The sequence below is a fragment of the Salmonella sp. FC25216 genome, assembly GCF_057751355.1.
On the sequence record NZ_JBDGON010000007.1, the window covers coordinates 314417 to 341132 of the forward strand.

A 26716-nucleotide genomic window follows, 5' to 3' on the forward strand; every position below is an offset into this window, starting at 1 on the left:
TAGTTAGCCTCTTCTCACTAGTGAGCTATTTTATAGTCCCTTAATGCATTTTTAAGTAACTCAGTTTGCACATCAGCATCATCATAATTATAAATTCCGGTAGCAGAATAATACTCTTCGATACATAGAATATTTATCAATGGTTCACAAATCTCTTTAATAAACTCCTTGTTGTTATCGGCAAAAATAATTTTTATTCCTTCCAAAACAAAGCTATTATAATCAGCCATTATCCACCTCCTTACAGGTGTTTAGTGGAAGCGTCAGTTAACGTTACCGCGCTAACTGACGCGCCTAAATCAAGATTTTTTACTGCCAGTTAAACTATCACCCTCAAACTCATCCTGTTCGTGGTTACTCTGACGATCGGCTGTGTGTTTACGTATTTGATTCGCTATTTCCCCACCAACGGTCTGTTGTGTTCGGATAGAATTAGTACTTCCCTTCATCATCTGATACTCCGCAGCTCCATTAGACAGTCCGCTCGCCATGTGAGAAGCCATGCGGCCAGCTCGTGAGAATGATGAAGCAAACCCTTGGCTTCCTCCGCTGAAGCTACCTGCATTGCTCCCTGCAGAAGAACCACCGGAACCGCCTGATGGTTGTCCTCCAGAAGTATCTACGGAACCGGTATCTTCCCCGCCGCCAAATCCTCCACCTGAACCACCTCTATCACCAGAACCAGATTCTTCGGCCATCGCCGCTTGTGCAGATTCAAATGCTGCTTTTAGAGCGGAAGCACCACCACTGACTTGAGCTGTAGCGCTCATTGCCATTGCCCCAGCGCCACTGATTGCAGTAGTAGCAGCGCCAGTAATCATACCTGCTCCAAAACCACCGATCCCTTGTAAGGACGCTCCTCCTACAACGCCTGATAACAACAACGGTAATTTATTCGTCAATACTAAAAGAATAATTGACGCCAGAAGTAAAACAATAAGACTATTAAGATCAGGAATATCATTTTTAATAATAGAAAAATACTGATCTATAAATGATTGCCCAATCCCAATAATTAATGTCATCGTAAATAACTGAACACCAATCGATAATACTGTGCGTAAGTAATTTATTGCTATATCAGAAGTCCATTTTGAGCCACCAAACCCAAGCAAAATAACTCCTGCATAACACAACACCCATGCAGAAACTAACATTATTAGCATATTTATCGCGATAAGTGCCATTACTACTAATACTATTATCGCGACGGTTATCATAATGGTCGAAATCATTGGAGACCAAATTGATGCTGCTGAACTGACCTTTGTTAATATCACAAAAGCCATATCAACTATGCTGGAGGGTGAAATACCAGTACTTGTTCCTAAAGCATTTGCTGCAAGTTGTCTCATTGAGTTAATTATAGATTGTGATATGGCTGGGCCGTTGATTAAAAGATAATAAAAAAAACCAATCACGGCAAAAAAACGAACTATCTCTGCAAGTGCACTGGTTAAACCTTCCCCTTGCATCGCCAACATACCAAATGTCCAAACCATACTTATTAATACCAGCCCCCAGAAGAGCCAATTTGCATAATCACCAATTACTAATGACCATGTGCTGGCTACTTGCTGAAACCTATCTAATAACGTATCAAGTAATCCGCTACTATCTAATTGACCAGCATAAGCATTTACAGAAAACAAAAAAATCATTCCCAAAAAAGTGAGTTTGCTTACTATTCTCATAATTACCATTCTCGCTTAGGGCTAGGATTGTTATTACTGCGCAGGGCACATTTATCATAGTTATGTTCGTTCAATTTATTCTCTGGCGTCGATAAACAATCTTCATATTTTTTATCGCAAGAGCATAGAATCAATGGAATGATTAGAATAAAAATGACCAAAAGTTTATCTTTCATTCAGCTATCCCTCACCAAATTCGCTTCGGGCTTGGTGTGTTCTTGCCAGCTAACGCTTTTTCATCAGCTACTATTTGTTGGGCCTCTTTATCGGCCTGAGCCTGTGCCAGTGTTGCTGCAGCGTTTTGTTGGGATACCAGAAGCGAGCGGATTTGCAGCAACTGGTTCGTTTGAGCACTGGCAAGCTGGTTAGCGGCCTGAATAGCTTCCATTTGCCCTTGTGCGCTGGTTGCCTGAGTTTGCAAATCTGCAAGGTTATCAGCATCGCTTTGCAGTGTTTCCTGCTGTTCGTCGAGAGCCTTAAACACGGCGTCATTGGCCTTTTTACGTGCCTCAGAACTGTTCTGCTCAGCTTTACGCAGTGCGCTAATTTCATCCGTAGTACATTCAACATTACTGTTAAAACACGGTGATGAGCGGTAGTAATTCACGTCCTGATAACGTTTCAGATATGAATCAAGACTTCCGGCTTGATTTTTGTAGTAATTAAGGGTGTCCTGCGCCTGCAACAATTTGTTGATGGTCGAATTGGCCTGATCCCAGATATATGCCGCAGGTGCGACTGTATTTTTCAGCATGTTTTCATACTGCTGCAGCTGCGTTTGGTACTGCTGGATCTGTTTAGCCACAGCCTGAACGTTGTTGACTGCGCTGATTGTGGTCTGCACCACATTAGTACCATCGATTACAGGGATACCGGCTGTCGCCGGTAATGCCATGATGGACGCCAGGAAGGAAGCTGCTAATGATTTTTTAGCTGCTAAAATCCCTCTCGGTGATGAAAATACTCGGAGCATTAACTTCATTTGCCCACCTCAATTTTAACTGATTATTGATATTGAAAACTCGTACTTTTAACTGATACAGATATTTAGGAAACCATAAATTTATTTGTCCAAGATTCTATCCATAATATTTCTTAGTTCTTGTCTGGTTGATTCTATTTTAGCAAGCAACGTTTTGATCAATGAGGGTGAAAAATCAACTGTGCGTGGATCGTTAGCTAACCACAGTTTAAGTAACCCACCAAGTCGACCAAGATCAGCATTTACTCGGCTAAGCTCTACAACCTGTTCAATATCTACAATAGACTCAACCTGATAACCCATTGCTACTTTACGAATGAAGCTCGCTACACTTAAGCCAGATGCTTCTGCATTTTCCTGGATTTGCGCTTTTTCATCTGGCAAACAATAAACTTTAATTGGTGTACTATTTTTTCTAGTCTGAGAAACGGTCATATCATTCTCCATACAGGCGGTAGCCGATCAGCCTCGCAGAGCAGGACTCCGTTGAGCAGCCCAGCTGCGAATAAGAGAAGGTAAAGTAGAAGCACCGTTTACGGTGGGCCTACTTTACATGTCCTGCCCTACATTTGCCGTTGTGAATCTGTGTATGTATTGTGTATTCCTGTGTACTCAGTGTGTTTTCCTAAAGCATTTGTGCAGGATTATTAGTGTAAAAGTGTGCAGCCTATGTGTTTATTGGAAGGAAAATTATTTCAATACCCCAAGGAATATTTTTATTCTTGCGGCTTGAGCTTTGGTGGTCTGCCACGTTTCCTTTGAGACTTATGTATCTCTTTCGATATATCATCATTCTCTTTCTTTGACTCAACGGATTTATCTATCCAGTCCTTGACATCTTCTCTACGCCAGAGAAGGCGTTTATTACCTGGAAGACGGCACCTTGGTGGCAGACATTTTGGATTTCGCGTTGCATCACTGCGTATACTTTTTACGGTTTTCTTTAACGCAAAAGCCAACTCTTCAACGGTTATAAGTTCTGGCATAACTGATTTCATCGAAGAACCTATCTCTCAGTAAAAATTAGAGGATTTTAGCGGCTAAAATTTTAGCGGCTAAAATTTGCAAACCAACGTTATGAATTGAGAATAATTAAAACTTACTGGCAAAAATAGTTATGTCAACAGAGTTTTTATTCAGTGGGTTTTTATTCTGTAGGAAATTTGTTTTTTTGGACGTTTTTTAAACGACGCTAAGGTTTTAATAATTCTTTTAATCTTTTTGGTTATATATAGGGTTAAAGATCTGGTTAGAAGGGTGTGGAAAAGAGATACATTTAATTGTTTATTATGATAATTTTTTATTAGTACCGTACCTCATATGTCATGAAACTCTACTTCAAATGTCAATAAACCCTACCTCATATGTCAATAATATAGAAAATAAAGGAACAGGTTATGCACAATATTATTAACAGAATCTGTGGATAAACACACAGCTTATACATAGTAAATATAAATTGTTTAGCTAAACTATATAGCAATAAATAAAATGAAACAAAATGTAAAATTATGGATTTTAGTAATAGTTATCCACAAAGGTTAGCTAACCTTTGTGGGCTACATTAATCATGAAAGAACCATCATTAACAACGGATATATCGAAATCAGGAAGTAAAAACCTTTAGTTAATCATCCTCGATGATTGGTTTAGCTAAACAAATTTAAACTTTGCTGAGTATTAATGAAGTATAAATATTGATCCCAGATAGAAAGGGATGATAAATGGTGAGGTATGTTTAGGCATAGGAACACTACTGACAGTAAAGCCGGGAAGGTAGGGAAACTAAACCCGACTGGTAAGGCTAGGCTTGAATATGTGAAGCTCTGAACGGAGGGGGCATCCTACATTAGGCGAAAAATTCTATCTTCAGATAAATGCAAGTTAGAACATTGTTGTGGTATCTTTGCTGGTGATAAGATTAGTGTATATTTTCAAAAAGGCGACTGATGTGAAGACGAAAAGTGCTGCACCAACGACCGTAGGAGAAATGCTGTTATTTGAATTTTTAAAGCCATTAGGAATATCAGCGTATGAATTATCTATTAAAATGGATATTTCCTACAAAAGAATGATTGATATCTTACAGAATGAGTCTTCAATAACAGAGAAAGAGTGTTTATCTCTTTCAGTTATTTTTAATACAGATGTTTATTTTTGGTGGAACCTACATAATAACTATAATAATTGGATGCAGCGTAAAAATATTCTTTGATGAGAATAGAAATCATGCGCAAAATATTTAAATCATTATCATTTAGAATAACAATAAATGGAATCTGCGCATGTCCCTTTATCGTTAATATTTTATCGTTCCGTCCAATAATCCTTGGCAAATTCGGCTTTCACGAATAATTATATCTCGTGTCGTCTGAAAAAACTTAGGTTTACCTTGACTCCATTGTATCAGTAACTTATGCATTTTTCTTAAATCTTTTTCTCGTGCACACTTATTGAAGAGAAATAGCAATTTCATTCTAGCGTTATTTAGTCTGCTACAATTTAAATTTAAAACCTCTATTGTTTTATTAACAATGTCGAGTGTTTCTGCAGCAGGCTTCCCATCTATGCTAATGCTATTACAGTATGGTTCATTAGGTAGCAATTTACCTGTACCTTTGTCAAAAACAAATAAATTATGCGCATCTGGAAGCGTGAGGGGAAGGAGAATTTTCCCTGTCCAGTCTTTGTCAATAACTTTATTTTTGTCTTCATAATGAGATTTATATGAATCGCAACTAAGATTCACCGGTAATTGATAATCATCACCTTCATTTGTACCACCCAGACATACAGCTAAGAGATTAGACCATTCTAAATGCCAATTAATACCACCTGGGAGTGAACCAGATTTGGATTTGAAATGCTCCACTTTTATTTCATGTTCATTTTCACAATCTAAATCTATCTCACAATACGCACAAAGGTACATTTGATCAATGCAAATATGTTGCTTGAGCCTCTTATACAAAACACCTTGTTCATGATTCCTAAAATCATCCCAAGTTCCATTTGGATTTTGAGCTTTAAAGTTGCTAAAGAATTTATCCTCCGGAGTTTTATTGATCCTTTTCAAAGTCATCTTCCCAAATTCTTTTTTCAATTTCAAGCTTTAACTCTACTAAGGTTTCATCATCCGGACCGAAATGTTGGGATAAAGTAGCACCTAGCTTTCTTGTGTAATCGCTAGCATATTCTTCTGAATATACTAAATCTTTATATTCTTGTAAGAGTTTGGTGTATTTATCATCTGGCGGCCTTTGAGCAACCTCAAACAAATTCTCCAATACCCAAGAAGATATTGCTCCTCTAACTCCTTTCGGTGCCTTAAACTTTTGGCCATTCTTTAATAACCATATGTTTTGGCTATCAATAGTATGACAAACCTGAGGACTATGAGTTGTAACTATAAACTGAATATTTTTAAAAGTTCTCTCAAGTCGCGGAATAATATTTTGCTGCCATGATGGGTGTAAGTGAAGATCTATTTCATCAATTAACACAACTCCAGTGCCATTTAACGGATTGACGCTATTAGGGTTTAACAATGTCAATCTACGAGCAATATCAGCAATTAATGCTAAAATGGATTTTTCACCTTGCGATAATTGCAAAACACTTAGAGAAACATTCTCTTTATCCACAATCAGATCAAGAGGAGCTCTTTGAAGTTTAAGGTTACTAAATCCCGGAAGGAAAGAATAAATTGCGTCTTCAACAGTATGTAATGTTTTACTATTAATTGAATAATAGCTATTTAATCTATCCTTTAAAATCTTTAGAGTGTTGTTATGATCTTCTAGCAACTTTTTAGTAGTCTGAGAATCTTTATTTTCTGCTAGTAGAGCTTTTAATAGTGGATTGTCTAAGTCCTTTTCTTTAGCTCGAATTTCTGCTCTTAATGCTGTTATATCAGCATTATCAGAATTTTCAATTTCTATAAGTTCTTTAAACCATCTAAAGAATAATTTAAAATCAGCCTTTCCTGTCAGGCTCTTATTATATGCTTTGAATTTATCCCAAATTTGAGCTTCTTTAATTTCTGCTGAATTCTCAATGTCTTTAGTTGAAACGTCATTAGCTCTTTCAACTGTATACATTGCAATTAAAGGAAATGAAGTATTTTGATTTATTGAATTGGCTGTTTTGAAAATATTACCTAACTCATTAATCCCGCTATAGTTACTTTTTGCTCTATCCTCATAACCAGGTTCGGTCATAGCTATGGTCATAGGGAAAGGTACTCCCATATAGTCGTAATTTATTACGATCGAAGCATAGTTTTGACCTTTTTTTAACTCATGCTTTTCAATACTGTCGCCGTTATGTGAGCGAGTAGATAGTCTTGAGGAGAGATGCGTCATTCCCTTTTGAATTGCATCGAGAATCGTCGACTTCCCACAACCATTATTCCCTACTAAAATTGTAGAGTTTTTTTTCAAGGAAAAATTCATTATAAGGGACTCAAACCCTTTATAATTTTCCAAACGAATACCAGCAACTCTCAGTTGACCGCCTTCTAGCTGCTTTGCTGATAACTCTTTGAAGTATTTAGACATTTTTTCATCTGGCTCAACTCCGTACTCATCTGAGCTAAATATCTTATAAAGCTGATAAGAAGTTGCAAAATCACCATTTTCCGATTTTTTAATTAATTTTGTTATTCTACTCGGTAATTTCTGTTCCATTTCATCCTCCTTCAGAATATTTCTTGATAGACTCAATTGTTGATTTTCCATATTTTTTCTCAAGTCTTTCAATGAAAGTTGGCTCAATATTATGAGCAAAACCGATTAAACCTCTAAGGTGATTAACATCAACACTAGAAAGCTTGCCTTCTTTAAACTTGAATACTAAAGAAGCAATGTATCTTTTTCTTTCCCTTCCTATTGATAACTTATTATTATTAGTTAAAGTTACTCCAGTGACATGACGGTTATGAGCTTTTGATGAATATACAATTTTGTTATTGTTAATTATAATCCGTGAGCCAAAAAAATGGAGCAAGGTTGATTTTACCTTTTGATGTGCCAATCCTAAAACATCTCTTTCATTTGTTGAAAAAGTTAAATCATCAGCATATCTTGAATAATTTATTTTATTTGATAAGCAAAAAGAGCTCATCTTTTCATCGAAGCTGCTCATAACAATATTCGATATAAAAGGAGAGCTTGGTGCCCCTACACTTAAAACTAATGCACCATTTTTTCTTTTTGTTCTATTCCAAAAGCAAAATTGTTTTAATATGTTTTTATTGGCGTCTGAAATATCTAATTTTTGTCTAGCTAATGCCTTGAATAAAAGTTCCGGTGTTATTTTATTAAAAAAATTGACCAAGTCCAGCTTTAATAAATAAACTGAGTTTTGATGTATCTTGGCGTTATCTAATATATTCTTCCCATCAACATACGCTGTGGCTGCATCGTGAATATGAGTATGTTGTTTGAGTATTTCAATTATATCTCTTTGTATTGCTTTTACTCGTGACGTAGGTTGAGCTATGATACGATAGCCAATTGTACGCTTTGGAATTTTGTATACTTTGTAGTGTGTTGCTGGTCTTGATTTTAAAAGTACGTCAAAATCGGGGTAAGCTTTTTGAAGTGTCGTTTCAATGTCGATGCTCATTACCAGCTTGTTCCGTTTACCAGTCAATAACTAGTACCAAGAGATGAACAAGGAGCTCTAAGCTCCCTGTCCATCCCGAGGTCCAGGCTCTTTACTTGAAGCCGCGGAACAAACTTTTTGATCCGCAACCTACTGGATTGCGGCTCAAAAAGTTTGTTCCGCAACTGTAAATGTAATCAATAAATTAGAGTTTGGCGCAACGCCCAACTAGATTTGACCAATCAGGTGGTAAATCCATAATACGCTAAAGAGCATTGCCATTTTACGCCTTCTTCCACGAAATTTCAAATATGAGACGCAATTGAACTCATACAGGCTTACGCTTTGTAGTGCTAAATTAAACAATTATTGTTGCCACAATTTTGCCACACCTACAACGCGCAAAATTGCACATTAGTGTTCAATAAAGCAAAACACTGCAATAGTATCTTGATGATTTTACGAGAAAAGATGGTGCCGATAATAGGAGTCGAACCTACGACCTTCGCATTACGAATGCGCTGCTCTACCAACTGAGCTATATCGGCCCTGAGAAGGGAGTGTTCATATGGGTGAATCACGGGGTAGAAGGTTAAAACTAACCGAGCGGTGCGTCAATAGCCTTGCTACTCAACCGGCTATTTTTGCACCGCTCGCCATTAATTACGCACGAATCGTACCATCGCCAAAGCCTATCCACTTATAGGTGGTAAGCGCTTCAAGCCCCATTGGACCGCGGGCATGTAATTTCTGCGTGCTGACCGCCACTTCTGCGCCAAGCCCAAACTGCCCGCCATCGGTAAAACGGGTAGAGGCGTTGACATAAACCGCAGCGGAATCCACTTCGTTCACGAAACGCGCAGCATTATGCATATCACACGTCAAAATCGCATCGGAGTGCTGAGTACCATGTTCGCGGATATGGTCAATCGCATCATCAACGTTCATGACAATGACCACATTCAGGTCCAGAGACAGGAATTCGTTGTCGAGTTCTTCTGGCTTCAGCGGAACGCGTTTAGCCGGGCCTCTCATTACCTGCATGACGATTTCATCACCGTGCAGCGTCACGCCGCTCTCCGCCATCTGCTGGCTCAGCGCAGGCAGAAAACGTTCTGCGATGTCCTGATGCACCAGCAAGGTTTCCACCGTGTTACAGGTGCTCGGGCGCTGGGTTTTCGCGTTAACAATAACCTTCAGCGCCGGGGCGATTTCTGCGCTACTATCAACAAAAATATGGCACACACCAATCCCGCCGGTAATCACCGGGATCGTCGACTGCTCGCGGCACAGCTTATGCAGGCCTGCGCCGCCGCGCGGGATAAGCATATCGATATACTTATCCATACGCAGCATTTCATTGACCAGCGAACGCTCCGGATTATCAATCGCCTGAACCGCTGCCTCCGGTAAACCGCAAGCTTTCAGCGCCTTCTGAATGACACGAACAGTTGCAGCATTCGTGCGATGCGTCTCTTTCCCACCGCGTAGAATCACCGCATTACCGGTTTTCAGACACAAAGACGCCACATCAACGGTAACGTTCGGACGCGCCTCATAGATAACGCCAATCACGCCCAGCGGCACGCGGCGGCGCTCCAGACGTAGCCCGCTGTCCAGCAGACCGCCGTCGATCACCTGCCCGACCGGATCGGTCAGATAGCAAACCTGCCGCACATCGTCGGCGATCGCTTTCAGACGCGCAGGGGTTAGCGCCAGGCGATCCAGCATCGCTTCACTCAGACCGTTTTCACGCGCCTGCGCGACATCCTGCACATTGGCGCTGAGAATGGTCTCGGTCTGCGCTTCCAGTTCATCAGCGATTTTTCCCAGCACACGATTTTTTTCGCGGCTGGAGAGCAGCGCCAGCTTATACGACGCCGCTTTAGCAGCAATGCCCATTTGTTCCAGCATATGCCTGTTCCTTATCGAGTAATCATGTCATCACGATGGACAGCGACCGGGCCATATTCATAGCCCAGAATCGCATCGATTTGTTGAGAGTGGTGACCGGCTATCCGTCGCAGAGCGTCACTGTTATAACGGCTGACGCCATGAGCGATATCACGCCCTTGCAGGTTACAAATTCGGATCACTTCCCCCCGCGAGAAATTACCCGTCACGCTTTTGATCCCTTTTGGCAGAAGTGAACTTCCACGTTCCAGCATTGCTGCGGTAGCGCCTTCATCAACCGTAATTTCGCCTGCCGGCGGCGCGCCGAAGATCCAGCGTTTGCGGTTCTCCAGCGGCGAGGCTTGCGCATGAAAACGAGTGCCGACGGAAATCCCCTCCATCACATCGCCGATAACGCCTGGTTTACTGCCTGAGGCAATAATCGTATCAATACCAGCGCGGCAGGCAACGTCTGCCGCCTGAAGCTTAGTGCTCATACCGCCAGTCCCCAGACCGGAAACGCTGTCTCCAGCGATAGAGCGCAGCGCATCGTCAACGCCATACACATCTTTGATAAGCTCCGCCTGCGGATTGCTACGCGGATCGGCGGTAAATAATCCTTGCTGATCGGTCAGCAGCAGCAGTTTATCCGCCCCTGCCAGGATCGCCGCCAGCGCGGACAGGTTATCGTTATCGCCCACTTTAATTTCCGCTGTTGCAACGGCATCATTTTCATTGATAACCGGCACAATATGGTTATCCAGTAACGCACGCAGCGTATCGCGGGCGTTCAGAAAGCGCTCTCTGTCTTCCATATCCGCACGCGTCAACAGCATCTGCCCGATGTGAATACCGTAAATTGAAAACAACTGCTCCCACAGTTGAATCAAACGGCTTTGCCCTACCGCCGCCAGAAGTTGTTTAGAGGCGATCGTTGCCGGAAGTTCCGGGTAGCCGAGATGTTCACGTCCGGCGGCAATCGCGCCAGAGGTAACAATAACAATACGATGCCCCGCGGCGTGTAGCTGCGCGCACTGGCGGACAAGTTCTACGATATGGGCACGGTTCAGGCGGCGCGATCCGCCTGTTAGCACGCTGGTGCCGAGTTTTACGACCAGCGTCTGGCTGTCACTCATGATTCTCTGCCGTTCAAAATAAGAAATAAAGACCAAATGAACGTTTTAGCAGGACTGGCTCCGGTTGCCAACAACCTGTACGCGTAGCGTGAAATTTTGTTGCGCAGGATCAGCAAGCGTAGCGGTGGAATTTGACAATTTTATTACCGCAATAATTAAACATATTTTTTTAAAAAAATTCTCACTTTGTCATAAATCTTTCATTGCCGAACGTTAAAAACCTTCCTGTTTTTTACGGGGTTTCCCGACAAATCATAGCGCGTAATTAAAACAGGAATGGAAATGAAAAAGAGCACTCTGGCAGTAGTGGTGAGTATCATCGCATCAGCATCTGTTCACGCCGCCGAAGTTTACAATAAAAACGGTAATAAGCTTGATGTGTATGGAAAAGTTAAAGCCATGCACTATATGAGCGATTATGACAGCAAAGATGGCGATCAAAGCTATGTCCGTTTTGGCTTTAAAGGCGAAACGCAAATTAACGATCAATTGACCGGCTACGGGCGCTGGGAAGCTGAGTTCGCCGGTAATAAAGCCGAAAGTGATTCGTCCCAGCAAAAAACCCGCCTGGCCTTTGCTGGCCTGAAATTAAAAAACATCGGTTCTTTTGACTATGGGCGTAACCTGGGCGCGCTGTACGATGTTGAGGCCTGGACGGATATGTTTCCCGAATTTGGCGGCGACTCTTCCGCCCAGACCGATAATTTTATGACTAAACGCGCCAGCGGCCTGGCGACTTACCGCAATACCGATTTCTTCGGCATCGTTGATGGACTGGATCTTACCTTACAGTATCAGGGGAAAAATGAAGATCGCGATGTGAAAAAGCAAAACGGCGACGGCTTCGGGACATCATTGAGCTATGATTTCGGCGGCAGCGATTTTGCCATCAGCGGCGCTTATACTCATTCCGATCGCACCAATGAGCAAAATCTGCAGCGCCGCGGTACCGGCGATAAAGCCGAAGCCTGGGCTACGGGTTTAAAATATGACGCTAATGATATTTATATTGCGACCTTCTATTCGGAAACCCGCAACATGACGCCAATTTCCGGCGGATTTGCCAATAAAACTCAAAACTTCGAAGCGGTTATCCAGTATCAGTTTGATTTTGGTCTGCGTCCATCATTAGGATATGTGCTGTCAAAAGGCAAAGATATTGAGGGCGTCGGCAGTGAGGATTTGGTGAATTATATTGACGTTGGCGCAACCTATTACTTCAACAAAAATATGTCCGCATTTGTAGATTACAAAATCAACCAGCTTGATAGCGATAACACGTTAGGCATTAATGACGATGATATCGTTGCGATAGGGTTGACCTACCAGTTCTGATAAGTCGTATTGTGCCGGATGGCGGCATAAACACCTTATCAGGCCTACGGATAATATGTAGGCCTGATAAGCGCAGCGCCATCAGGCATGGCAGCAGGGTTATGCCGACAGTTTTACCGGCTCGTCGTTGAAATCGTCAGATGGCTCCAGCGCCAGCTCCATAGAAATCAACAGGTCGCGTAGCTTTTCATGAAACTCGCGTAGCGTGTATTCCAGTCGTTCCACCACTTCGGTTTCGTTAATCGGCACTGCGGTCCAGTTGCCCTCTTTATCAAATAAACCAAACTGATAACGATAGGTGAAGCGTTTCTCTTGTGCTTCCAGCTCCATCCACCAGCCCCAAAATTCACGCTTCTCAGGCGCCGGCTTCACGTTGACGCAAACTGCCAGGCAATCGAAAAAAAAACGATTGTCTTCGCACTGCCCTTCCCGGATATAGGGGCCAAGTGCGGTAAATTTCTTGATCAATCTACTTTTCGGGTGTCCACTCGGTAACGTCATTGCGATCTCCTTTAATGAAGCAACTGTTTTACCAAATCAATAGAATTTAGCAATCTATTAACACAATCTATGATGAATCCAGTCGGTGATTTCTTGCAGCGCCTTGTCAAAATTGCGGTACACCGGGTTAAAAGGGATCTCTATCAGCTTACCGTCTGAAGATGACGATGTGATTAAGCGAGACTCGTCTTCCGGGCTGAAAGGATCGTTTTTCCAGAAGCCGGAAAGCATTGGCGTAGGACAACGTCTGCCCAGTAGACCCTGTACTTTCAACGAATAGCGATTGAGCTCCACACGTAGCGCCTCATCCGAAGCATCATGCATACCCAGACGGCTGGCCAGCACATCAAGATACATCTCCGGCACCGTGCTCTGTCGTTGCGGATCGCTAAGTAGCGCATGGACCACCGGCCCCAGGCAAGCCACCGCTTTCAAACGCGGCGCTTCCAGATAGGCCAGACGCACCGCAACATTGGCACCAAAACGAAAACCAAACGCCGCGACACGGGTATGATCCACCCAAGGGACATTAGGAAGCGCTTTTAACACATGCTGGTGGATCAAGCTGGAATCCTGGGTTAATTTCCACTTTGATGAAAATCCAACCGAAGGCATATCAAGCGTTAACATTGCGATACCGCGCGGCGCCAAATAGCGTTCATACAGGGTGTAATAGTCGGTTTGCATGGCGTCCAGGCCGCCGCACATGAGCACCGTCGGAAACGGACCATCACCTTTCGGCATATGTAAAAATGCAGTTACCGGCGAACCGCCATGAACGGCAAATTCCATTTCACGCAACGAACCTGGCAACCGCTGTGCTGCCTCTTCATAGGCGCGATTCGCCAGCGCCTGCGCCTGCTCCGCCAGCTCATCGCCCTTCAAATGTGGGTAGGCGGCAATGTTATAGAGCGTTGAGGCATGAAGCCAGTAGCGTCCGCTGCGCATGGCGTCCTGTTCCTGACAGGCTTTCTGCTGCCAGTCCATCGCCTGCTTTGCCCACTCATAAATCCAGTTGCCGCCGCGGTAGCCAATGACCGTATCGTATAAATCATCATCCGTTCGCTCTGCGTCGCTCATCACAATGCGCGCCTGCACATCAAGGATTTCTCGTGGGTCAACGCCGCGCCAAATCCACATCAGGCGGTTTATCATACGATACCAGTGCGGGACGTTCTTACCGTCCAGCGCGGATTGCATGGGCGGCTGCGACCCACGATTGAACCGACGGACAAGGGTAGACGTTTCAGTATGTTTAAAGCGGGGTTTGAACAGGGTTTCGCTGAGGTTAGCCTGTGTCATGCGTGCAGCCTCCTTGGATACTCATTGAGGCTTATTGTAACCAATAAAACAGCGCCCGGCATTGCCGGGCGCTCTGAAAAACTGCTGATTAACGACCTGAAATCGGCGGTACGAATACCACGCCCATATCCCAGGGCTGTTCAATCCATGTGTTCTGAGGAATATCAATAACATAATCATCAACTAACGGACGGCCCGCCGGTTTAGCGAAAATCGTGACGAAATGCGCTTTAGGGTACATTTCGCGAATCGCGACGGCGGTACCGCCAGTATCGACCAGATCATCGATGACGATAAAGCCTTCGCCGTCGCCTTCTGCACGCTTCAGCACTTTCAATTCGCGCTGGTTATCGTGATCGTAGCTGGAGATGCATACGGTATCGACATGACGAATGCCCAATTCACGCGCCAGTAATGCGCCAGGTACAAGGCCACCACGACTTACGGCAATAATGCCTTTCCATTGTTCTGAAGGCATCAGGCGGCTTGCCAGTTTGCGCGCGTGAATTTGCAACATGTCCCAGGTGACGACGTATTTTTCGCTCATGTGAAGTGTCCCAGCCTGTTTATCTACGGCTTAAAAATTGAGGGTGAACCAGGTTGCGCGAGATTATAGAGACCTGACGCGCTAAAAACCAGTGTTTAGCGGAATCCGCGCCTCTTTTTGCATGCTTTATACTACCCGCAGGCGGAGAAAGTGGTATTCTCAATCGCATCTCGTAAGAGTAATCAATTCCGCTAACCCTGTGGCCTGTAAGAATGTTTTTCAGGGCACCGTCAAGGAGACTTATCGTGTCTGAACTGTCTCAGTTATCACCACAACCTTTGTGGGATATTTTTGCTAAAATCTGTTCTATTCCTCACCCGTCCTATCACGAAGAGCAACTCGCTGAACATATTGTGGATTGGGCCAAAGAGAAAGGCCTTCACGTGGAGCGCGACCAGGTCGGTAATATTCTGATCCGTAAGCCCGCCACTGCAGGTATGGAAAATCGCAAACCGGTCGTTTTACAGGCGCATCTGGATATGGTGCCGCAAAAAAATAGCGACACCGTTCACGACTTCACTAAAGATCCTATCCAGCCTTATATTGATGGCGAATGGGTTAAAGCACGCGGTACTACCCTCGGCGCAGACAATGGTATCGGAATGGCTTCTGCTTTAGCGGTACTGGCTGACGATAATGTCGTACACGGCCCGCTGGAAGTGCTACTGACCATGACCGAAGAAGCCGGGATGGATGGCGCATTCGGCCTTCAATCCGGCTGGTTGCAGGCAGACATCCTGATCAACACCGACTCTGAAGAAGAAGGTGAGATCTATATGGGCTGCGCAGGCGGGATCGATTTTACCTCTAACCTGGCGTTGACCCGTGAAGCTGTACCCGCAGGATTTGCGTACTTTAAGCTAACCCTGAAAGGCCTCAAAGGCGGCCACTCCGGTGGTGAAATTCACCTCGGTCTTGGCAATGCCAACAAATTGCTGGCGCGTTTTCTTGCCGGGCACGCAGAAGAACTGGAGCTGCGTCTGATCGATTTCAACGGCGGCACGCTGCGTAATGCGATTCCGCGCGAAGCGTTCGCGACCCTCGCCGTTGCCGCAGACAACGTAGAAGCACTGAAAACGTTAGTTAACGCTTACCAGGATATTCTGAAAAACGAACTGGCGGAAAAAGAGAAAAACCTGACGCTGCAACTCAATGATGTCGCTAGCGATAACGCCGCATTGACCGCGCTGTCACGTGATACCTTTGTTCGCCTGCTGAACGCAACGCCGAATGGTGTGATCCGCAATTCAGACGTGGCGAAAGGCGTAGTGGAAACATCGCTGAACGTTGGCGTGGTCACAATGTCTGATACGAATGTTGAAATTCACTGCCTGATTCGCTCCCTGATCGACAGCGGTAAAGATTATGTGGTGAGTATGCTGGATTCGCTGGGCAAGCTGGCTGGCGCGAAAACCGAAGCGAAAGGCAGCTATCCTGGCTGGCAGCCCGATGCGAACTCGCCGGTCATGCACCTGGTGCGGGAAACCTATCAGCGTTTGTTCAACAAAACGCCGAACATCCAGATTATCCACGCCGGTCTGGAATGCGGTCTGTTTAAGAAACCTTATCCGGATATGGATATGGTCTCTATTGGGCCCACCATTACCGGACCTCACTCTCCGGATGAGCAGGTACATATCGAAAGCGTCGGTCACTACTGGACATTGCTGACCGAATTGCTGAAAGCGATTCCTGCGAAGTAATGATCTCCGCGCCACAGCAAGGGCGCGGACTTTTTAAGAATGAACCCGGCAGTAAACGCTCGCCGGGTTCAATAGCTTTATAATACGGCTCTGAAATCCATTCCTTTACATATACGGACAGGATGACCTCGCTCGCTTTGATGAAACATCGGCTGCCGATGGGATAGCCTCGCCCCACATACTTTCCGACGACGCACATATAACCATACTGAAATTTAGATAGCGCAATCGCAATAATTATAAAAACTTAACGGCCTGATTTATAAACCCAACACTAACTGTCGTTCCAACTGTGGGTCGAGCAGCGTTACGTGTAACCCCACCAGCCGCACGCCGCGCTCGCCACGACGCTCGTCCCAGGTTTTACGAGCAGTGGTAATTAAGTCTTCTTTATTTAATTGCGGCCAGACATGTTCCTGAGTCGTTTGCTGAAAATCATTAAATTTTAATTTAACGCCCTGTCGCGCAATCAGTAAATCGGGTTTCACCATGGCCAGACGGCGCTCCAGTTCCGGATATAAACGTTCAATAATGGCCTCGCAGTCCGACCACTCATGAATATCCTCCGCCAGAGTACGCTCAACGCCTACCGATTTACGCAGCCTTTCACTGTTAACATCACGCTCATCAATACCCTGGCTACGCTCCCATAAAACCCGGCCAAATTTACCGAAGCGTTTAAGAAGCATCGCCAGATCGCACTGTTGGATATCCCCACAGGTTCTTAACCCCATATTTTCCAGTTTAGCGGCGGAAACTTTCCCCACACCTGGAATTTTGGCTAACGGCAACATTTTAAGAAAGTCGGGAACATCGGCTGGCGTAATAACATATTGCCCGTTCGGTTTATTGAGATCGGAGGCGATCTTCGCCAGAAATTTCACTGGCGCAACGCCGGCGGAAGCAGTGAGTTGCAGTTCATTAAAAATGGTCTGGCGAATCTCCCTGGCGATCAGAGTCGCCGATCCATAACAGTGCGGACTGTCAGTTACATCCAGCCAGGCTTCATCCAGCGAGAGCGGTTCAATCAGCGAAGTGTAGCGGGAAAATATGTCACGTACATGCCGCGAAGCCTCTTTATAGGCGTCAAAGCGACCAGGCAATAAGGTGAGATGGGGGCACAGTTTTAGCGCCATGGCGGTCGGCATCGCGCTGCGTACGCCAAACTGGCGCGCAGGATAGTTGGCGGTACTGATAACGCCTCGACGCTCACGACTCCCGCCAATGGCAATGGGGATATCGCGTAACGCCGGATTATCACGCATCTCAACCGCGGCAAAAAAACAGTCCATATCAACATGTATGATTTTGCGCATCGTTCGCCTCCCGAAACACTGTTTAAGTATACAGTGCATTCTATTGCACGCAAAGAGACATTCGCGTTAAAACAAGCGACGGATTCGAAGATATGACGACGAGAAGCTGCGGGAAAATTGTAAACGTATAAACGGGGACTTGCGAAAAACTGCTGTGGTGCTAATGTGAGCGCTCCAAATCCAGATTACTCCGATTTGGGGACTCTTTTGCCGTTCTGGCGTGTGTAACCGTTTTATCAAGGAACAAGCAGTATGCGTAAAATCGCATTTTTTCTTGCGATGCTTCTGATTCCGTGCGTCTCATTTGCCGGTTTGCTGAGCAGCAGCAGCCCCGTCACGCCGGTCAGTAAAGAGTATAAGCAGCAGTTAATGGGCTCACCGGTCTATATTCAGATTTTTAAAGAAGAGCGCACCCTTGATCTCTACGTCAAAATGGGTGAGCAATACCAGTTGCTTGATAGCTACAAAATTTGCAACTATTCCGGCGGGTTAGGCCCGAAACGCCGTCAGGGCGATTTTAAAAGTCCGGAAGGGTTTTACAGCGTTCAACGTAATCAACTCAAGCCAGACAGCCGTTTTTATAAGGCCATCAATATTGGTTTTCCAAATGCCTACGATCGCGCGCATGGCTATGATGGTAAATATCTGATGATTCACGGCGCCTGTGTTTCCGTCGGCTGCTATGCCATGACCGACAGCGGCATTGATGAGATTTTCCAGTTTGTCACCGCCGCGCTGGTTTTTGGTCAGCCGAGTGTGCAGGTGAGTATTTATCCGTTCCGGATGACCGACGCCAATATGCAGCGTCATAAATATTCTTATTACAAAGATTTCTGGGCGCAGCTAAAACCCGGCTACGATTATTTTGAACAGACGCATAAACCGCCAACTGTTTCCATCGTTGATGGACGTTACGTCGTGAGCAAACCGTTGAGTCACGAAGTCGTTCAGCCGCAACTGGCCTCAAACTATACGCTCTCCGAGGTAAAATAACGCCCATTCGCCTGGCATAATCTTTTGCCAGGTTTCATTCCCTGTCAGGGGCTGGGTAGCAATCACGGTAACCACGTCATTTGGCGTGGTTTGTGAACTGAAATCAATTTCCATATCCTGATCCACCAGCGTGGCGACGCCAAACGGCGCCCGGCGAGTGATCCAGTGCAAATGTGTTGAGCAAAACGCCATCACATATCGCCCATCTGACAGCAGCATGTTAAAAATGCCTTTTTCACGTAATACCGTCGCCAGCGTCGCAATATATTTAAATACCGCGGTCATGTTGCCCGGCGTGCGGGGATAACGCTGCGTTAATTTATGCAATAACCAGCAAAACGCTTTTTCGCTGTCGGTTTCCCCCACCGGACGGAAATTACCGGTTTCCAGCGAATTATAACCGTTGAGCTGACCGTTATGGGCATAAGTCCAGTTGCGTCCCCATAATTCCCGGGTAAAAGGGTGTGTATTTTCCAGCGCTACTTCGCCGCGATTAGCCTGACGGATATGGGCAATAACCGAGCAGGATTTGATCGGGTAATTCTGTACCAGTTTCGCAATCGGCGAGTGGTAGCTCGGTTGCGGATCTTTGAACGTGCGACAGCCCTTTCCTTCGTAAAAGGTAATTCCCCAGCCGTCTTTATGCGGCCCGGTTCCGCCGCCGCGCTGCACCAGTCCGGTGAAGCTAAAGCAGATATCCGTTGGCACATTGGCGCTCATCCCAAGCAATTCGCACATTCATCACCTGCCTTAACATAATTCATTGCCGGATGACGCTGCGTTTATCCGGCCTACGCAAGTCCATCATAGGCCAAATAAGTCCTGCAAGGCCGCCATCCGGCAAAGCACAGAAAAAAGTCTGCTTATTTAACCATCTCTTTTTCAATCAGCTGAATCAAAATATGAATTACCTTGATGTGGATTTCCTGAATACGATCGGCATAACCGAAGTGCGGTACGCGAATTTCAATATCCGCTGTTCCCGCCATTTTGCCGCCGTCTTTACCGGTCAGGGTGATCACTTTCATGCCTTTTTCGCGGGCCGCGGCAATCGCTTTAATGACATTACCGGAATTCCCTGACGTCGAAATCCCTAACAGGACATCGCCTTCGCGCCCTACTGCCTCAACGTAACGAGAGAAAATATAGTCATAGCCAAAATCATTACTGACGCAGGAGATATGGCTAACATCAGAAATCGCAATTGCCGGGTAGCCCGGACGGTTTTCACGGTAACGACCTGTCAGCTCTTCAGCAAAGTGCATCGCATCGCAATGGGAGCCGCCGTTACCGCAGGAAAGTACCTTACCACCCGCTTTAAAACTGTCAGCCAACAGGACCGCCGCGCGCTGAATGGCGTGAATATTGGCGTCATCTTTTAAAAAATTAGCCAGCGTTTCCGCCGCTTCGTTCAGTTCGTTACGAATAAGATCCTGGTACATGAGGATATCCTTCAGCATGAATGTAAATGACAGTATGCAGTGTACCGGATAGCGGTACAGGCGAGAAGCATAAGCCGAATTAACGCCTTGCGCTTTTGATTTTTCGTGCCACCAAAAACGGCAACAATGTGAGCTTTGTTGTAATTATTTTGTAAACACATTGATAAAAGATTTTACATCCACTACAACCTAATCATCACAAGTGGTCAGACCTCCTACAAGCAAGGGAGCTTTTCGTTATGATGATTTTGAGTATTTTCGCGACTATTGTCCTGCTCGGCGCATTGTTCTATCACCGCGTGAGTTTATTTCTCAGCAGTCTGATTCTGCTCGCCTGGACCGCCGCACTTGGCGTCGCTGGCCTGTGGTCCATCTGGCTGCTGGTTCCTCTGGCCATTATTCTCGTGCCGTTTAACGTCACGCCGATGCGTAAGTCAATGATTTCCGCGCCGGTGTTCCGCGGCTTCCGTAAGGTCATGCCGCCGATGTCGCGCACTGAGAAAGAAGCGATTGATGCAGGTACAACCTGGTGGGAAGGCGATCTGTTCCAGGGCAAGCCTGACTGGAAAAAATTGCACAACTATCCGCAACCGCAACTCACTGCCGAAGAGCAGGCGTTTCTCGACGGTCCGGTAGAAGAAGCGTGCCGGATGGCGAACGATTTCCAGATTACCCATGAACTGGCGGATCTACCGCCGGAACTGTGGGCTTACCTGAAAGAGCATCGTTTCTTCGCGATGATCATTAAAAAAGAGTACGGCGGGCTGGAGTTCTCGGCTTATGCGCAGTCCCGCGTACTGCAAAAACTGTCCGGCGTCTCCGGGATTCTGGCTATCACCGTCGGCGTTCCAAACTCACTCGGCCCTGGCGAGTTGTTGCAGCACTATGGTACGGAAGAGCAGAAGAATCACTATCTGCCGCGACTGGCGCGCGGCCAGGAGATCCCCTGCTTTGCGCTGACCAGCCCGGAAGCAGGTTCTGATGCGGGCGCGATTCCAGATACCGGCATTGTCTGTATGGGCGAATGGCAGGGTCAGCAGGTGCTGGGTATGCGCCTTACCTGGAACAAACGTTATATTACGCTGGCGCCGATAGCCACCGTGTTGGGCCTGGCGTTTAAGCTTTCCGATCCGGATAAATTGTTAGGCGGAGAAGAAGAGCTGGGTATTACCTGCGCCCTGATTCCCACCTCAACGCCGGGGGTGGAAATCGGTCGTCGTCACTTCCCGCTTAACGTTCCGTTCCAGAATGGTCCAACCCGTGGTAACGATATTTTCGTGCCTATTGATTATATTATCGGCGGCCCCAAAATGGCCGGGCAGGGCTGGCGTATGCTGGTGGAATGTTTGTCGGTAGGACGCGGTATTACCCTGCCGTCCAACTCCACTGGTGGTGTGAAATCCGTCGCGCTGGCAACCGGCGCCTATGCTCACATTCGTCGTCAGTTCAAAATTTCTATCGGCAAGATGGAAGGTATTGAAGAACCGCTGGCGCGCATTGCAGGTAACGCTTATGTAATGGATGCCGCCGCATCGTTAATCACCTACGGCATTATGCTGGGTGAAAAACCGGCAGTACTGTCGGCTATCGTGAAGTATCACTGCACCCACCGCGGCCAGCAGTCCATTATCGACGCGATGGATATTACTGGCGGTAAAGGCATTATGCTGGGCGAGAGCAACTTCCTGGCGCGCGCTTACCAGGGCGCGCCTATCGCGATTACCGTGGAAGGCGCGAATATCCTGACCCGTAGCATGATGATCTTTGGTCAGGGCGCCATTCGCTGCCATCCTTATGTACTGGAAGAGATGGCCGCAGCGCAGAATAACGATGTGAATGCCTTTGATAAACTGCTGTTTAAACATATTGGTCATGTCGGCAGCAATACCGTTCGCAGCTTCTGGCTTGGCCTGACCCGCGGCTTAACGAGCCATACGCCAACCGGCGATGCCACGAAGCGTTATTACCAGCATCTGAACCGACTGAGCGCAAACCTGGCGCTGCTGTCCGACGTGTCAATGGCAGTACTGGGCGGCAGCCTGAAACGCCGCGAGCGTATCTCCGCGCGTCTGGGCGATGTACTGAGTCAGCTTTATCTGGCCTCAGCCGTACTGAAGCGTTACGACGACGAAGGTCGCCATGAAGCCGACCTGCCGCTGGTGCACTGGGGCGTACAGGATGCGCTGTATCGTGCTGAACAGGCGATGGACGATCTGCTGCAAAACTTCCCGAACCGCGTCGTGACCGGATTGCTCACTGCGATGATCTTCCCGACTGGTCGTCATTATCTGGCGCCGTCTGATAAGTTGGATCACGCCGTTGCGAAGATCCTGCAGGTGCCGAACGCCACACGTTCACGTATTGGGCGCGGTCAGTATCTGACGCCAGCCGAACATAATCCGGTCGGTTTACTGGAAGAAGCGCTGCGTGATGTCATTGCCGCCGATCCGATTCACCAGCGCATCTGCAAAGAACTGGGTAAAAATCTGCCGTTTACTCGTCTGGATGAACTGGCGCGCAATGCGCTGGCGAAAGGGCTTATCGATAAAGATGAAGCCGCCATTCTGGCGAAAGCGGAAGAGAGCCGCCTGCGCAGTATCAACGTTGATGATTTTGAACCTGAAGCGCTGGCGACCAGGCCGGTAAAGCTGCCGGAGAAAGTGCGTAAAGTCGAAGCCGCATAATCGGTCTCGCGTCTTTCCTGCCCCGCTTTCGCGGGGCTTTTTCTTGCCGCTTTTTTATTATTGCTCATGCTACAGTGTAAAGACGCTGTTCAATGAGGAGCCCCGATCGTGTCTGGTTTGAAAATTACCCTGTTGCAACAACCTTTAGTCTGGATGGACGGCCCGGCGAACCTGCGTCATTTTGACAGACAACTGGAGCTCGTATCTGGCCGGGATGTGATTGTTCTGCCTGAAATGTTCACCACCGGCTTTGCGATGGAAGCCGCTAACAACTCGCTTTCGCAAGATAGCGTGATGGCGTGGATGCAGGCCAAAGCCCGACAAACTGATGCTCTGATTGCCAGCAGCGCGGCGCTACAAACTGAGCGCGGCGCCGTAAATCGCTTCTTACTTGTTGAGCCGGAAGGCAAGGTTCATTTCTATGATAAACGCCATCTGTTTCGTATGGCGGATGAACATCAATATTATACCGCAGGTGACAAACGCATCATCGTGCAGTGGCGCGGTTGGCGTATCCTGCCGCTGATCTGTTACGATCTGCGCTTTCCGGTATGGTCGCGCAACCGCAATGATTACGATCTGGCGCTGTATGTGGCGAACTGGCCCGCGCCGCGCTCGTTACACTGGCAAACATTACTGACGGCGCGCGCTATTGAAAATCAGGCTTATGTCGCAGGCTGTAACCGGGTTGGCACCGATGGCAACGGGTTTCATTATCGCGGCGATAGCCGGGTAATTAATCCCCAGGGCGACATTATCGCCACCGCCGATCCACACCATGCGACACGCATCGATGCCGATCTTTCTCTCGCCGCCTTGCAGGACTATCGCGAAAAATTTCCTGCCTGGCGCGATGCCGATCCATTCACATTGTAACCAGCCTGCCGCTCACCGCGGCGGGATTGTTGCACTCCGTAACTCTCCGTAAAACAAATTCGCGTGGCGCAATGTGGCAGGCAACGTATTCTGACTAAGATAATCGTTCGCCATTCGAGAGCGATAAAAACGGTTAATTATTCCCTTATCAGGATATCTCCATGAAAAACTTTGTACGCACAGCTTTACTGGCAGCGACTCTGGCGGGCGTTTCTTTTGGCGCTTTCGCCGCCGCTGTCCCCAATCCTCCCCTGCCCGCCCAGGATCCTATTGTCCAGCACCTGAAACTCACAAACGATCAGATTACCCGGATCAAAAAACTTCACCAACAACTGGAAACCGACGTCAGTCAGATTTCTATGAAGGGAATTAAAGACGGCGCGCTGATAGAGGTGATTAAATCCGGCAAATGGGATGATGCCGCCGTGAAACAGCAGCTTGCTGCCTTCAGTAACATAGAACAGCAGGCGCGCTATTATCGGGTCAAGTATTATTTTGATTTAAGCAAAGTCTTAACACCAGAACAGCGCCAACAGGTACAACAAGATCTCGCCCAGGCGCTAGAGTAAATATTTTTGCCCGTTATTTATGGATAACGGGCTTTATCCAAAGTTAAATACACATTCATCTAAATCCTTTTCTTACAGTCAATAACTTGACCACCGAAGGCGGCGAAATTGAACTCAGCGGCAGCGGAGATATCACAGCAAACGTTACAAATAGCCATTTCGGGTCATCAGCCGCCCTACAATCTGACTCCTTATGGCTGAAATCTAATTACGGCAACGCGACTGCTGACGTTTCAAATGCGATTCTCACGGGCAAACTGGATGTTGATGCTGCTCTGAATGCAACCACGACCATCAATTATTCCGACATTGATCAGGGCGTACGGACGATGGCTGAGGGAGAAGACGCGTAGGATACTCTCGTGCTCAAGAACAGTACCATTACTGCTACAGATACCAGTCATTCCAGCGCTAGCGTGGTTTATGCCGACGCCGGCAGCGGCGGCGCAAGTTTCCGGGGCCGGTATGCAGGAAGGCGTAAGCTACCAATTACACAACGTAGAAGTGAAACCTTATGTTGAGCTGGCTTACGTTGGGCAATTTGGCGCGGAGACAGATTTCCATACCGACGATTATCGTTTTGCCGGTCAGAATCTTAACGGTGGTAACGCCGGACTGGGAATGGATATGAAGTTTTCAGAAAACTGGAGCGCAAATACCCGTATCAATACGGTATTTGGTCACGATGTTGACAACGAAGTAAATGCTTATATCGGCGCAAAATATCAGTTTTGAGCCCATCATTATGCGCCATCAATCTGAATTTTCAGATTGATGGCATTCAATAACATAAGCCTGAACGTCACAAGGTACACAGGTATTAATGTGATAACAAACCCAACGCCGACATTTTAAGCCATATCATTCAGACGCCCCTCAATCAGAAATAGCTTATCGCATTGTTATTTAAAATTTTCATCTCATTTTTTCACCAGACTCCAGAAAACCTGGTGTTGCAATAAGCAGCTTTTTTGGCTTCGTTTATGTAATCGTTATGCCATACCCTATACCGTGAAACTTGTCTTTTATCCCAATATTAAGGCAGGTTTTGAAATGAAAAACTTTTTCGCAGTCTGCATCGCTTCCCTTCTGGTAACCCATGTCGTTACTGCATCAGCAAAAGAAGGGGCCTATATCACCGGGAAAGCGGGGGCATCCGTAGTAAACCTCTATGGAATCAACTCAACCTTCAGCCAGGATGAGATAGTCAATGGCCATGCAACGTTACCTAACCGCACCAAAGGCGTTTTTGGCGGCGGAGTTGCTATCGGTTATGACTTTTATGACCCATTCCAGCTTCCAGTACGTTTAGAACTGGATACCACTTTCAGAGGTGAGACGGATGCTAAAGGCGGGCAGGATATTACTGCATTTGGTGAGCCAGTACACATAAATGTAAAAAATCAGGTCAGAATGACCACTTACATGGTTAATGGCTATTATGATTTTCATAATAGTACAGCATTTACACCCTATATCAGCGCAGGCGTTGGCCTCGCTCGCGTGAAGCTAAAAAATAACACCATTCCTGTTGGCTATGACATTAATGAAACCCTCTCTGCTTCAAAAAATAACTTTGCCTGGGGCGCGGGTATCGGTGCAAAATATGCTGTAACAGATAATATTGCCATTGATGCCAGCTATAAATACATTAATGCAGGCAAAGTAAGCATTTCAAAAAACAACTATGCTGGTGATGAACACACCTCTTATTACGCAGACACAAAAGCTGCATCCAATGACTTCATGATTGGCATCACTTACGCATTTTAAACAACATCAGTAAAATGGCAGGAGATATTGATTCCCAAAGGCGCAATGGCGGACACCAGTAATTAATCACCTTGCGCCTTCAGAAAACCGCTGAATACAGGAAAAGTGCCCTACAAGATAATGGCATGAAGAGTAAGTTTAGACACTGGCAACGAAAAAACCTGCTTTTTAGAGGATTACTCCGATAAAAGATGTTCCTCCCGTAATAATCAAAGCCACATTCCCTGAGGCGCCTCATTATTTATTCAATAAAATATAAAAATACTCACCCTGTATTATATAAATAAAGTTAACCAAGACTTTATAGATTATGAATACGCTGAAAAATGGCGGTTATGACATTGACACGAAGAAGATCTCTGG

General features: G+C 46.1%; 27 protein-coding genes and 1 tRNA gene. 10 read left to right on the plus strand and 18 right to left on the minus strand.

Annotated features, from left to right (window positions below; all coding sequences use genetic code 11):
- Positions 1-17: 17 nt before the first annotated feature.
- The 6 genes from AC3G3F_RS16315 to AC3G3F_RS16340 all read right to left on the minus strand — a co-directional run bounded on the left by AC3G3F_RS16315 (position 18) and on the right by AC3G3F_RS16340 (position 3674).
- Positions 18-230 (minus strand): hypothetical protein, encoded by a 213-nt coding sequence (locus tag AC3G3F_RS16315; protein WP_001460380.1) that lies wholly within the window; start codon positions 228-230, stop codon positions 18-20.
- A 69-nt stretch (positions 231-299) separates the two neighbouring features.
- A complete protein-coding gene (trbL, locus tag AC3G3F_RS16320; protein ID WP_159192295.1) occupies positions 300-1694 on the minus strand; it encodes a P-type conjugative transfer protein TrbL in 1395 nt (464 codons plus the stop codon).
- A gap of 2 nt (positions 1695-1696) precedes the next feature.
- Positions 1697-1870 carry a hypothetical protein gene (locus AC3G3F_RS16325; RefSeq protein ID WP_488395344.1) on the minus strand — a complete coding sequence of 58 codons (174 nt, stop codon included), beginning with the start codon at positions 1868-1870 and terminating at the stop codon, positions 1697-1699.
- 11 nt (positions 1871-1881) lie between these two features.
- Positions 1882-2676, minus strand: coding sequence for a P-type conjugative transfer protein TrbJ (gene trbJ, locus AC3G3F_RS16330; protein WP_001460378.1), 795 nt, complete (start codon positions 2674-2676; stop codon positions 1882-1884).
- An 81-nt stretch (positions 2677-2757) separates the two neighbouring features.
- A complete protein-coding gene (gene traJ / locus AC3G3F_RS16335; protein ID WP_001460377.1) occupies positions 2758-3111 on the minus strand; it encodes a conjugal transfer transcriptional regulator TraJ in 354 nt (117 codons plus the stop codon).
- A 281-nt stretch (positions 3112-3392) separates the two neighbouring features.
- Complete coding sequence (locus tag AC3G3F_RS16340) at positions 3393-3674, minus strand: hypothetical protein (protein WP_077257455.1); 282 nt, start codon at positions 3672-3674, stop codon at positions 3393-3395.
- Between the two features lie 953 nt (positions 3675-4627).
- Between AC3G3F_RS16340 and AC3G3F_RS16345 the strand changes: the two genes are divergently transcribed.
- A complete protein-coding gene (locus tag AC3G3F_RS16345) occupies positions 4628-4891 on the plus strand; it encodes a HigA family addiction module antitoxin (protein ID WP_074188826.1) in 264 nt (87 codons plus the stop codon).
- An 84-nt stretch (positions 4892-4975) separates the two neighbouring features.
- Here AC3G3F_RS16345 and AC3G3F_RS16350 read toward each other — a convergent pair whose 3' ends face one another.
- From AC3G3F_RS16350 to proB, 6 genes are all read right to left on the minus strand, one after another.
- Complete coding sequence (locus tag AC3G3F_RS16350; protein ID WP_488395345.1) at positions 4976-5785, minus strand: retron system putative HNH endonuclease; 810 nt, start codon at positions 5783-5785, stop codon at positions 4976-4978.
- Positions 5736-7364 carry a retron Ec78 anti-phage system effector ATPase PtuA gene (ptuA, locus tag AC3G3F_RS16355; RefSeq protein ID WP_108629848.1) on the minus strand — a complete coding sequence of 543 codons (1629 nt, stop codon included), beginning with the start codon at positions 7362-7364 and terminating at the stop codon, positions 5736-5738. Before ptuA ends, AC3G3F_RS16350 begins: the two co-directional genes overlap by 50 nt.
- A 1-nt stretch (position 7365) precedes the next feature.
- Positions 7366-8304 carry a retron St85 family RNA-directed DNA polymerase gene (locus AC3G3F_RS16360; RefSeq protein WP_108629849.1) on the minus strand — a complete coding sequence of 313 codons (939 nt, stop codon included), beginning with the start codon at positions 8302-8304 and terminating at the stop codon, positions 7366-7368.
- Positions 8305-8755: 451 nt separating this feature from the next.
- A tRNA-Thr gene (locus tag AC3G3F_RS16365) sits at positions 8756-8831 on the minus strand.
- A gap of 115 nt (positions 8832-8946) precedes the next feature.
- Positions 8947-10197 carry a glutamate-5-semialdehyde dehydrogenase gene (proA, locus tag AC3G3F_RS16370; protein ID WP_063390152.1) on the minus strand — a complete coding sequence of 417 codons (1251 nt, stop codon included), beginning with the start codon at positions 10195-10197 and terminating at the stop codon, positions 8947-8949.
- Positions 10198-10208: 11 nt separating this feature from the next.
- Positions 10209-11312, minus strand: a complete 1104-nt coding sequence (proB, locus tag AC3G3F_RS16375) for a glutamate 5-kinase (protein ID WP_001285275.1) — start codon at positions 11310-11312, stop codon at positions 10209-10211.
- 282 nt (positions 11313-11594) lie between these two features.
- Here proB and phoE point away from each other — a divergent pair, with 282 nt between their 5' ends.
- A complete protein-coding gene (gene phoE, locus AC3G3F_RS16380) occupies positions 11595-12647 on the plus strand; it encodes a phosphoporin PhoE (protein WP_053510632.1) in 1053 nt (350 codons plus the stop codon).
- Between the two features lie 99 nt (positions 12648-12746).
- Here the strand turns inward: phoE and crl are convergent, their stop codons facing one another.
- The 3 genes from crl to gpt all read right to left on the minus strand — a co-directional run bounded on the left by crl (position 12747) and on the right by gpt (position 14997).
- Entirely contained in the window at positions 12747-13148 is a 402-nt protein-coding gene (gene crl, locus AC3G3F_RS16385) for a sigma factor-binding protein Crl (RefSeq protein ID WP_000174693.1), read from the minus strand.
- Positions 13149-13205: 57 nt separating this feature from the next.
- The gene (frsA, locus tag AC3G3F_RS16390; protein ID WP_023248857.1) at positions 13206-14450 is read right to left on the minus strand and encodes an esterase FrsA; all 1245 of its coding nucleotides are present in this window, start codon (positions 14448-14450) and stop codon (positions 13206-13208) included.
- Positions 14451-14538: 88 nt separating this feature from the next.
- Entirely contained in the window at positions 14539-14997 is a 459-nt protein-coding gene (gene gpt, locus AC3G3F_RS16395; RefSeq protein ID WP_001292018.1) for a xanthine phosphoribosyltransferase, read from the minus strand.
- A gap of 245 nt (positions 14998-15242) precedes the next feature.
- Here gpt and pepD point away from each other — a divergent pair, with 245 nt between their 5' ends.
- Complete coding sequence (gene pepD / locus AC3G3F_RS16400; protein ID WP_488395346.1) at positions 15243-16700, plus strand: cytosol nonspecific dipeptidase; 1458 nt, start codon at positions 15243-15245, stop codon at positions 16698-16700.
- A gap of 260 nt (positions 16701-16960) precedes the next feature.
- Here the strand turns inward: pepD and dinB are convergent, their stop codons facing one another.
- Entirely contained in the window at positions 16961-18016 is a 1056-nt protein-coding gene (dinB, locus tag AC3G3F_RS16405) for a DNA polymerase IV (protein WP_063390150.1), read from the minus strand.
- A 252-nt stretch (positions 18017-18268) separates the two neighbouring features.
- Here dinB and dpaA point away from each other — a divergent pair, with 252 nt between their 5' ends.
- Positions 18269-19009, plus strand: a complete 741-nt coding sequence (gene dpaA, locus AC3G3F_RS16410) for a peptidoglycan meso-diaminopimelic acid protein amidase (RefSeq protein WP_023248854.1) — start codon at positions 18269-18271, stop codon at positions 19007-19009.
- Here the strand turns inward: dpaA and AC3G3F_RS16415 are convergent.
- Both AC3G3F_RS16415 and lpcA read right to left on the minus strand, forming a co-directional pair.
- A complete protein-coding gene (locus tag AC3G3F_RS16415) occupies positions 18980-19747 on the minus strand; it encodes a class II glutamine amidotransferase (protein ID WP_114048574.1) in 768 nt (255 codons plus the stop codon). The genes dpaA and AC3G3F_RS16415 overlap by 30 nt on opposite strands.
- A 125-nt stretch (positions 19748-19872) precedes the next feature.
- On the minus strand, positions 19873-20451 hold the full coding sequence (gene lpcA / locus AC3G3F_RS16420) for a D-sedoheptulose 7-phosphate isomerase (RefSeq protein ID WP_000284051.1): 579 nt from the start codon (positions 20449-20451) through the stop codon (positions 19873-19875).
- A 239-nt stretch (positions 20452-20690) separates the two neighbouring features.
- Between lpcA and fadE the strand changes: the two genes are divergently transcribed.
- The 6 genes from fadE (at position 20691) to pagN (ending at position 26353) form a co-directional block, all read left to right on the plus strand.
- The gene (fadE, locus tag AC3G3F_RS16425; protein ID WP_023248852.1) at positions 20691-23135 is read left to right on the plus strand and encodes an acyl-CoA dehydrogenase FadE; all 2445 of its coding nucleotides are present in this window, start codon (positions 20691-20693) and stop codon (positions 23133-23135) included.
- Between the two features lie 108 nt (positions 23136-23243).
- The gene (locus tag AC3G3F_RS16430) at positions 23244-24011 is read left to right on the plus strand and encodes an amidohydrolase (protein ID WP_023248851.1); all 768 of its coding nucleotides are present in this window, start codon (positions 23244-23246) and stop codon (positions 24009-24011) included.
- A gap of 161 nt (positions 24012-24172) precedes the next feature.
- Positions 24173-24580 carry a Spy/CpxP family protein refolding chaperone gene (locus AC3G3F_RS16435; RefSeq protein WP_023248850.1) on the plus strand — a complete coding sequence of 136 codons (408 nt, stop codon included), beginning with the start codon at positions 24173-24175 and terminating at the stop codon, positions 24578-24580.
- Positions 24581-24666: 86 nt separating this feature from the next.
- Positions 24667-24933, plus strand: coding sequence for a hypothetical protein (locus AC3G3F_RS16440; protein WP_023248849.1), 267 nt, complete (start codon positions 24667-24669; stop codon positions 24931-24933).
- A gap of 70 nt (positions 24934-25003) precedes the next feature.
- Positions 25004-25315, plus strand: a complete 312-nt coding sequence (locus AC3G3F_RS16445) for an autotransporter outer membrane beta-barrel domain-containing protein (RefSeq protein ID WP_023248848.1) — start codon at positions 25004-25006, stop codon at positions 25313-25315.
- 318 nt (positions 25316-25633) lie between these two features.
- On the plus strand, positions 25634-26353 hold the full coding sequence (pagN, locus tag AC3G3F_RS16450) for an adhesin/invasin protein PagN (RefSeq protein WP_023248847.1): 720 nt from the start codon (positions 25634-25636) through the stop codon (positions 26351-26353).
- Positions 26354-26716 lie beyond the last annotated feature (363 nt).

Bases quoted from the DNA above. Each gene is read 5' to 3' on its own strand.
- AC3G3F_RS16315 (WP_001460380.1), bottom strand. From the start codon at position 230: ATGGCTGATTATAATAGCTTTGTTTTGGAAGGAATAAAAATTATTTTT.
- trbL (WP_159192295.1), bottom strand. From the start codon at position 1,694: ATGAGAATAGTAAGCAAACTCACTTTTTTGGGAATGATTTTTTTGTTT.
- AC3G3F_RS16325 (WP_488395344.1), bottom strand. From the start codon at position 1,870: ATGAAAGATAAACTTTTGGTCATTTTTATTCTAATCATTCCATTGATT.
- trbJ (WP_001460378.1), bottom strand. From the start codon at position 2,676: ATGAAGTTAATGCTCCGAGTATTTTCATCACCGAGAGGGATTTTAGCA.
- traJ (WP_001460377.1), bottom strand. From the start codon at position 3,111: ATGACCGTTTCTCAGACTAGAAAAAATAGTACACCAATTAAAGTTTAT.
- AC3G3F_RS16340 (WP_077257455.1), bottom strand. From the start codon at position 3,674: ATGAAATCAGTTATGCCAGAACTTATAACCGTTGAAGAGTTGGCTTTT.
- ptuA (WP_108629848.1), bottom strand. From the start codon at position 7,364: ATGGAACAGAAATTACCGAGTAGAATAACAAAATTAATTAAAAAATCG.
- AC3G3F_RS16360 (WP_108629849.1), bottom strand. From the start codon at position 8,304: ATGAGCATCGACATTGAAACGACACTTCAAAAAGCTTACCCCGATTTT.
- proA (WP_063390152.1), bottom strand. From the start codon at position 10,197: ATGCTGGAACAAATGGGCATTGCTGCTAAAGCGGCGTCGTATAAGCTG.
- proB (WP_001285275.1), bottom strand. From the start codon at position 11,312: ATGAGTGACAGCCAGACGCTGGTCGTAAAACTCGGCACCAGCGTGCTA.
- phoE (WP_053510632.1), top strand. From the start codon at position 11,595: ATGAAAAAGAGCACTCTGGCAGTAGTGGTGAGTATCATCGCATCAGCA.
- crl (WP_000174693.1), bottom strand. From the start codon at position 13,148: ATGACGTTACCGAGTGGACACCCGAAAAGTAGATTGATCAAGAAATTT.
- frsA (WP_023248857.1), bottom strand. From the start codon at position 14,450: ATGACACAGGCTAACCTCAGCGAAACCCTGTTCAAACCCCGCTTTAAA.
- gpt (WP_001292018.1), bottom strand. From the start codon at position 14,997: ATGAGCGAAAAATACGTCGTCACCTGGGACATGTTGCAAATTCACGCG.
- dinB (WP_063390150.1), bottom strand. From the start codon at position 18,016: ATGCGCAAAATCATACATGTTGATATGGACTGTTTTTTTGCCGCGGTT.
- dpaA (WP_023248854.1), top strand. From the start codon at position 18,269: ATGCGTAAAATCGCATTTTTTCTTGCGATGCTTCTGATTCCGTGCGTC.
- AC3G3F_RS16415 (WP_114048574.1), bottom strand. From the start codon at position 19,747: ATGTGCGAATTGCTTGGGATGAGCGCCAATGTGCCAACGGATATCTGC.
- lpcA (WP_000284051.1), bottom strand. From the start codon at position 20,451: ATGTACCAGGATCTTATTCGTAACGAACTGAACGAAGCGGCGGAAACG.
- fadE (WP_023248852.1), top strand. From the start codon at position 20,691: ATGATGATTTTGAGTATTTTCGCGACTATTGTCCTGCTCGGCGCATTG.
- AC3G3F_RS16435 (WP_023248850.1), top strand. From the start codon at position 24,173: ATGAAAAACTTTGTACGCACAGCTTTACTGGCAGCGACTCTGGCGGGC.
- AC3G3F_RS16445 (WP_023248848.1), top strand. From the start codon at position 25,004: ATGCCGACGCCGGCAGCGGCGGCGCAAGTTTCCGGGGCCGGTATGCAG.
- pagN (WP_023248847.1), top strand. From the start codon at position 25,634: ATGAAAAACTTTTTCGCAGTCTGCATCGCTTCCCTTCTGGTAACCCAT.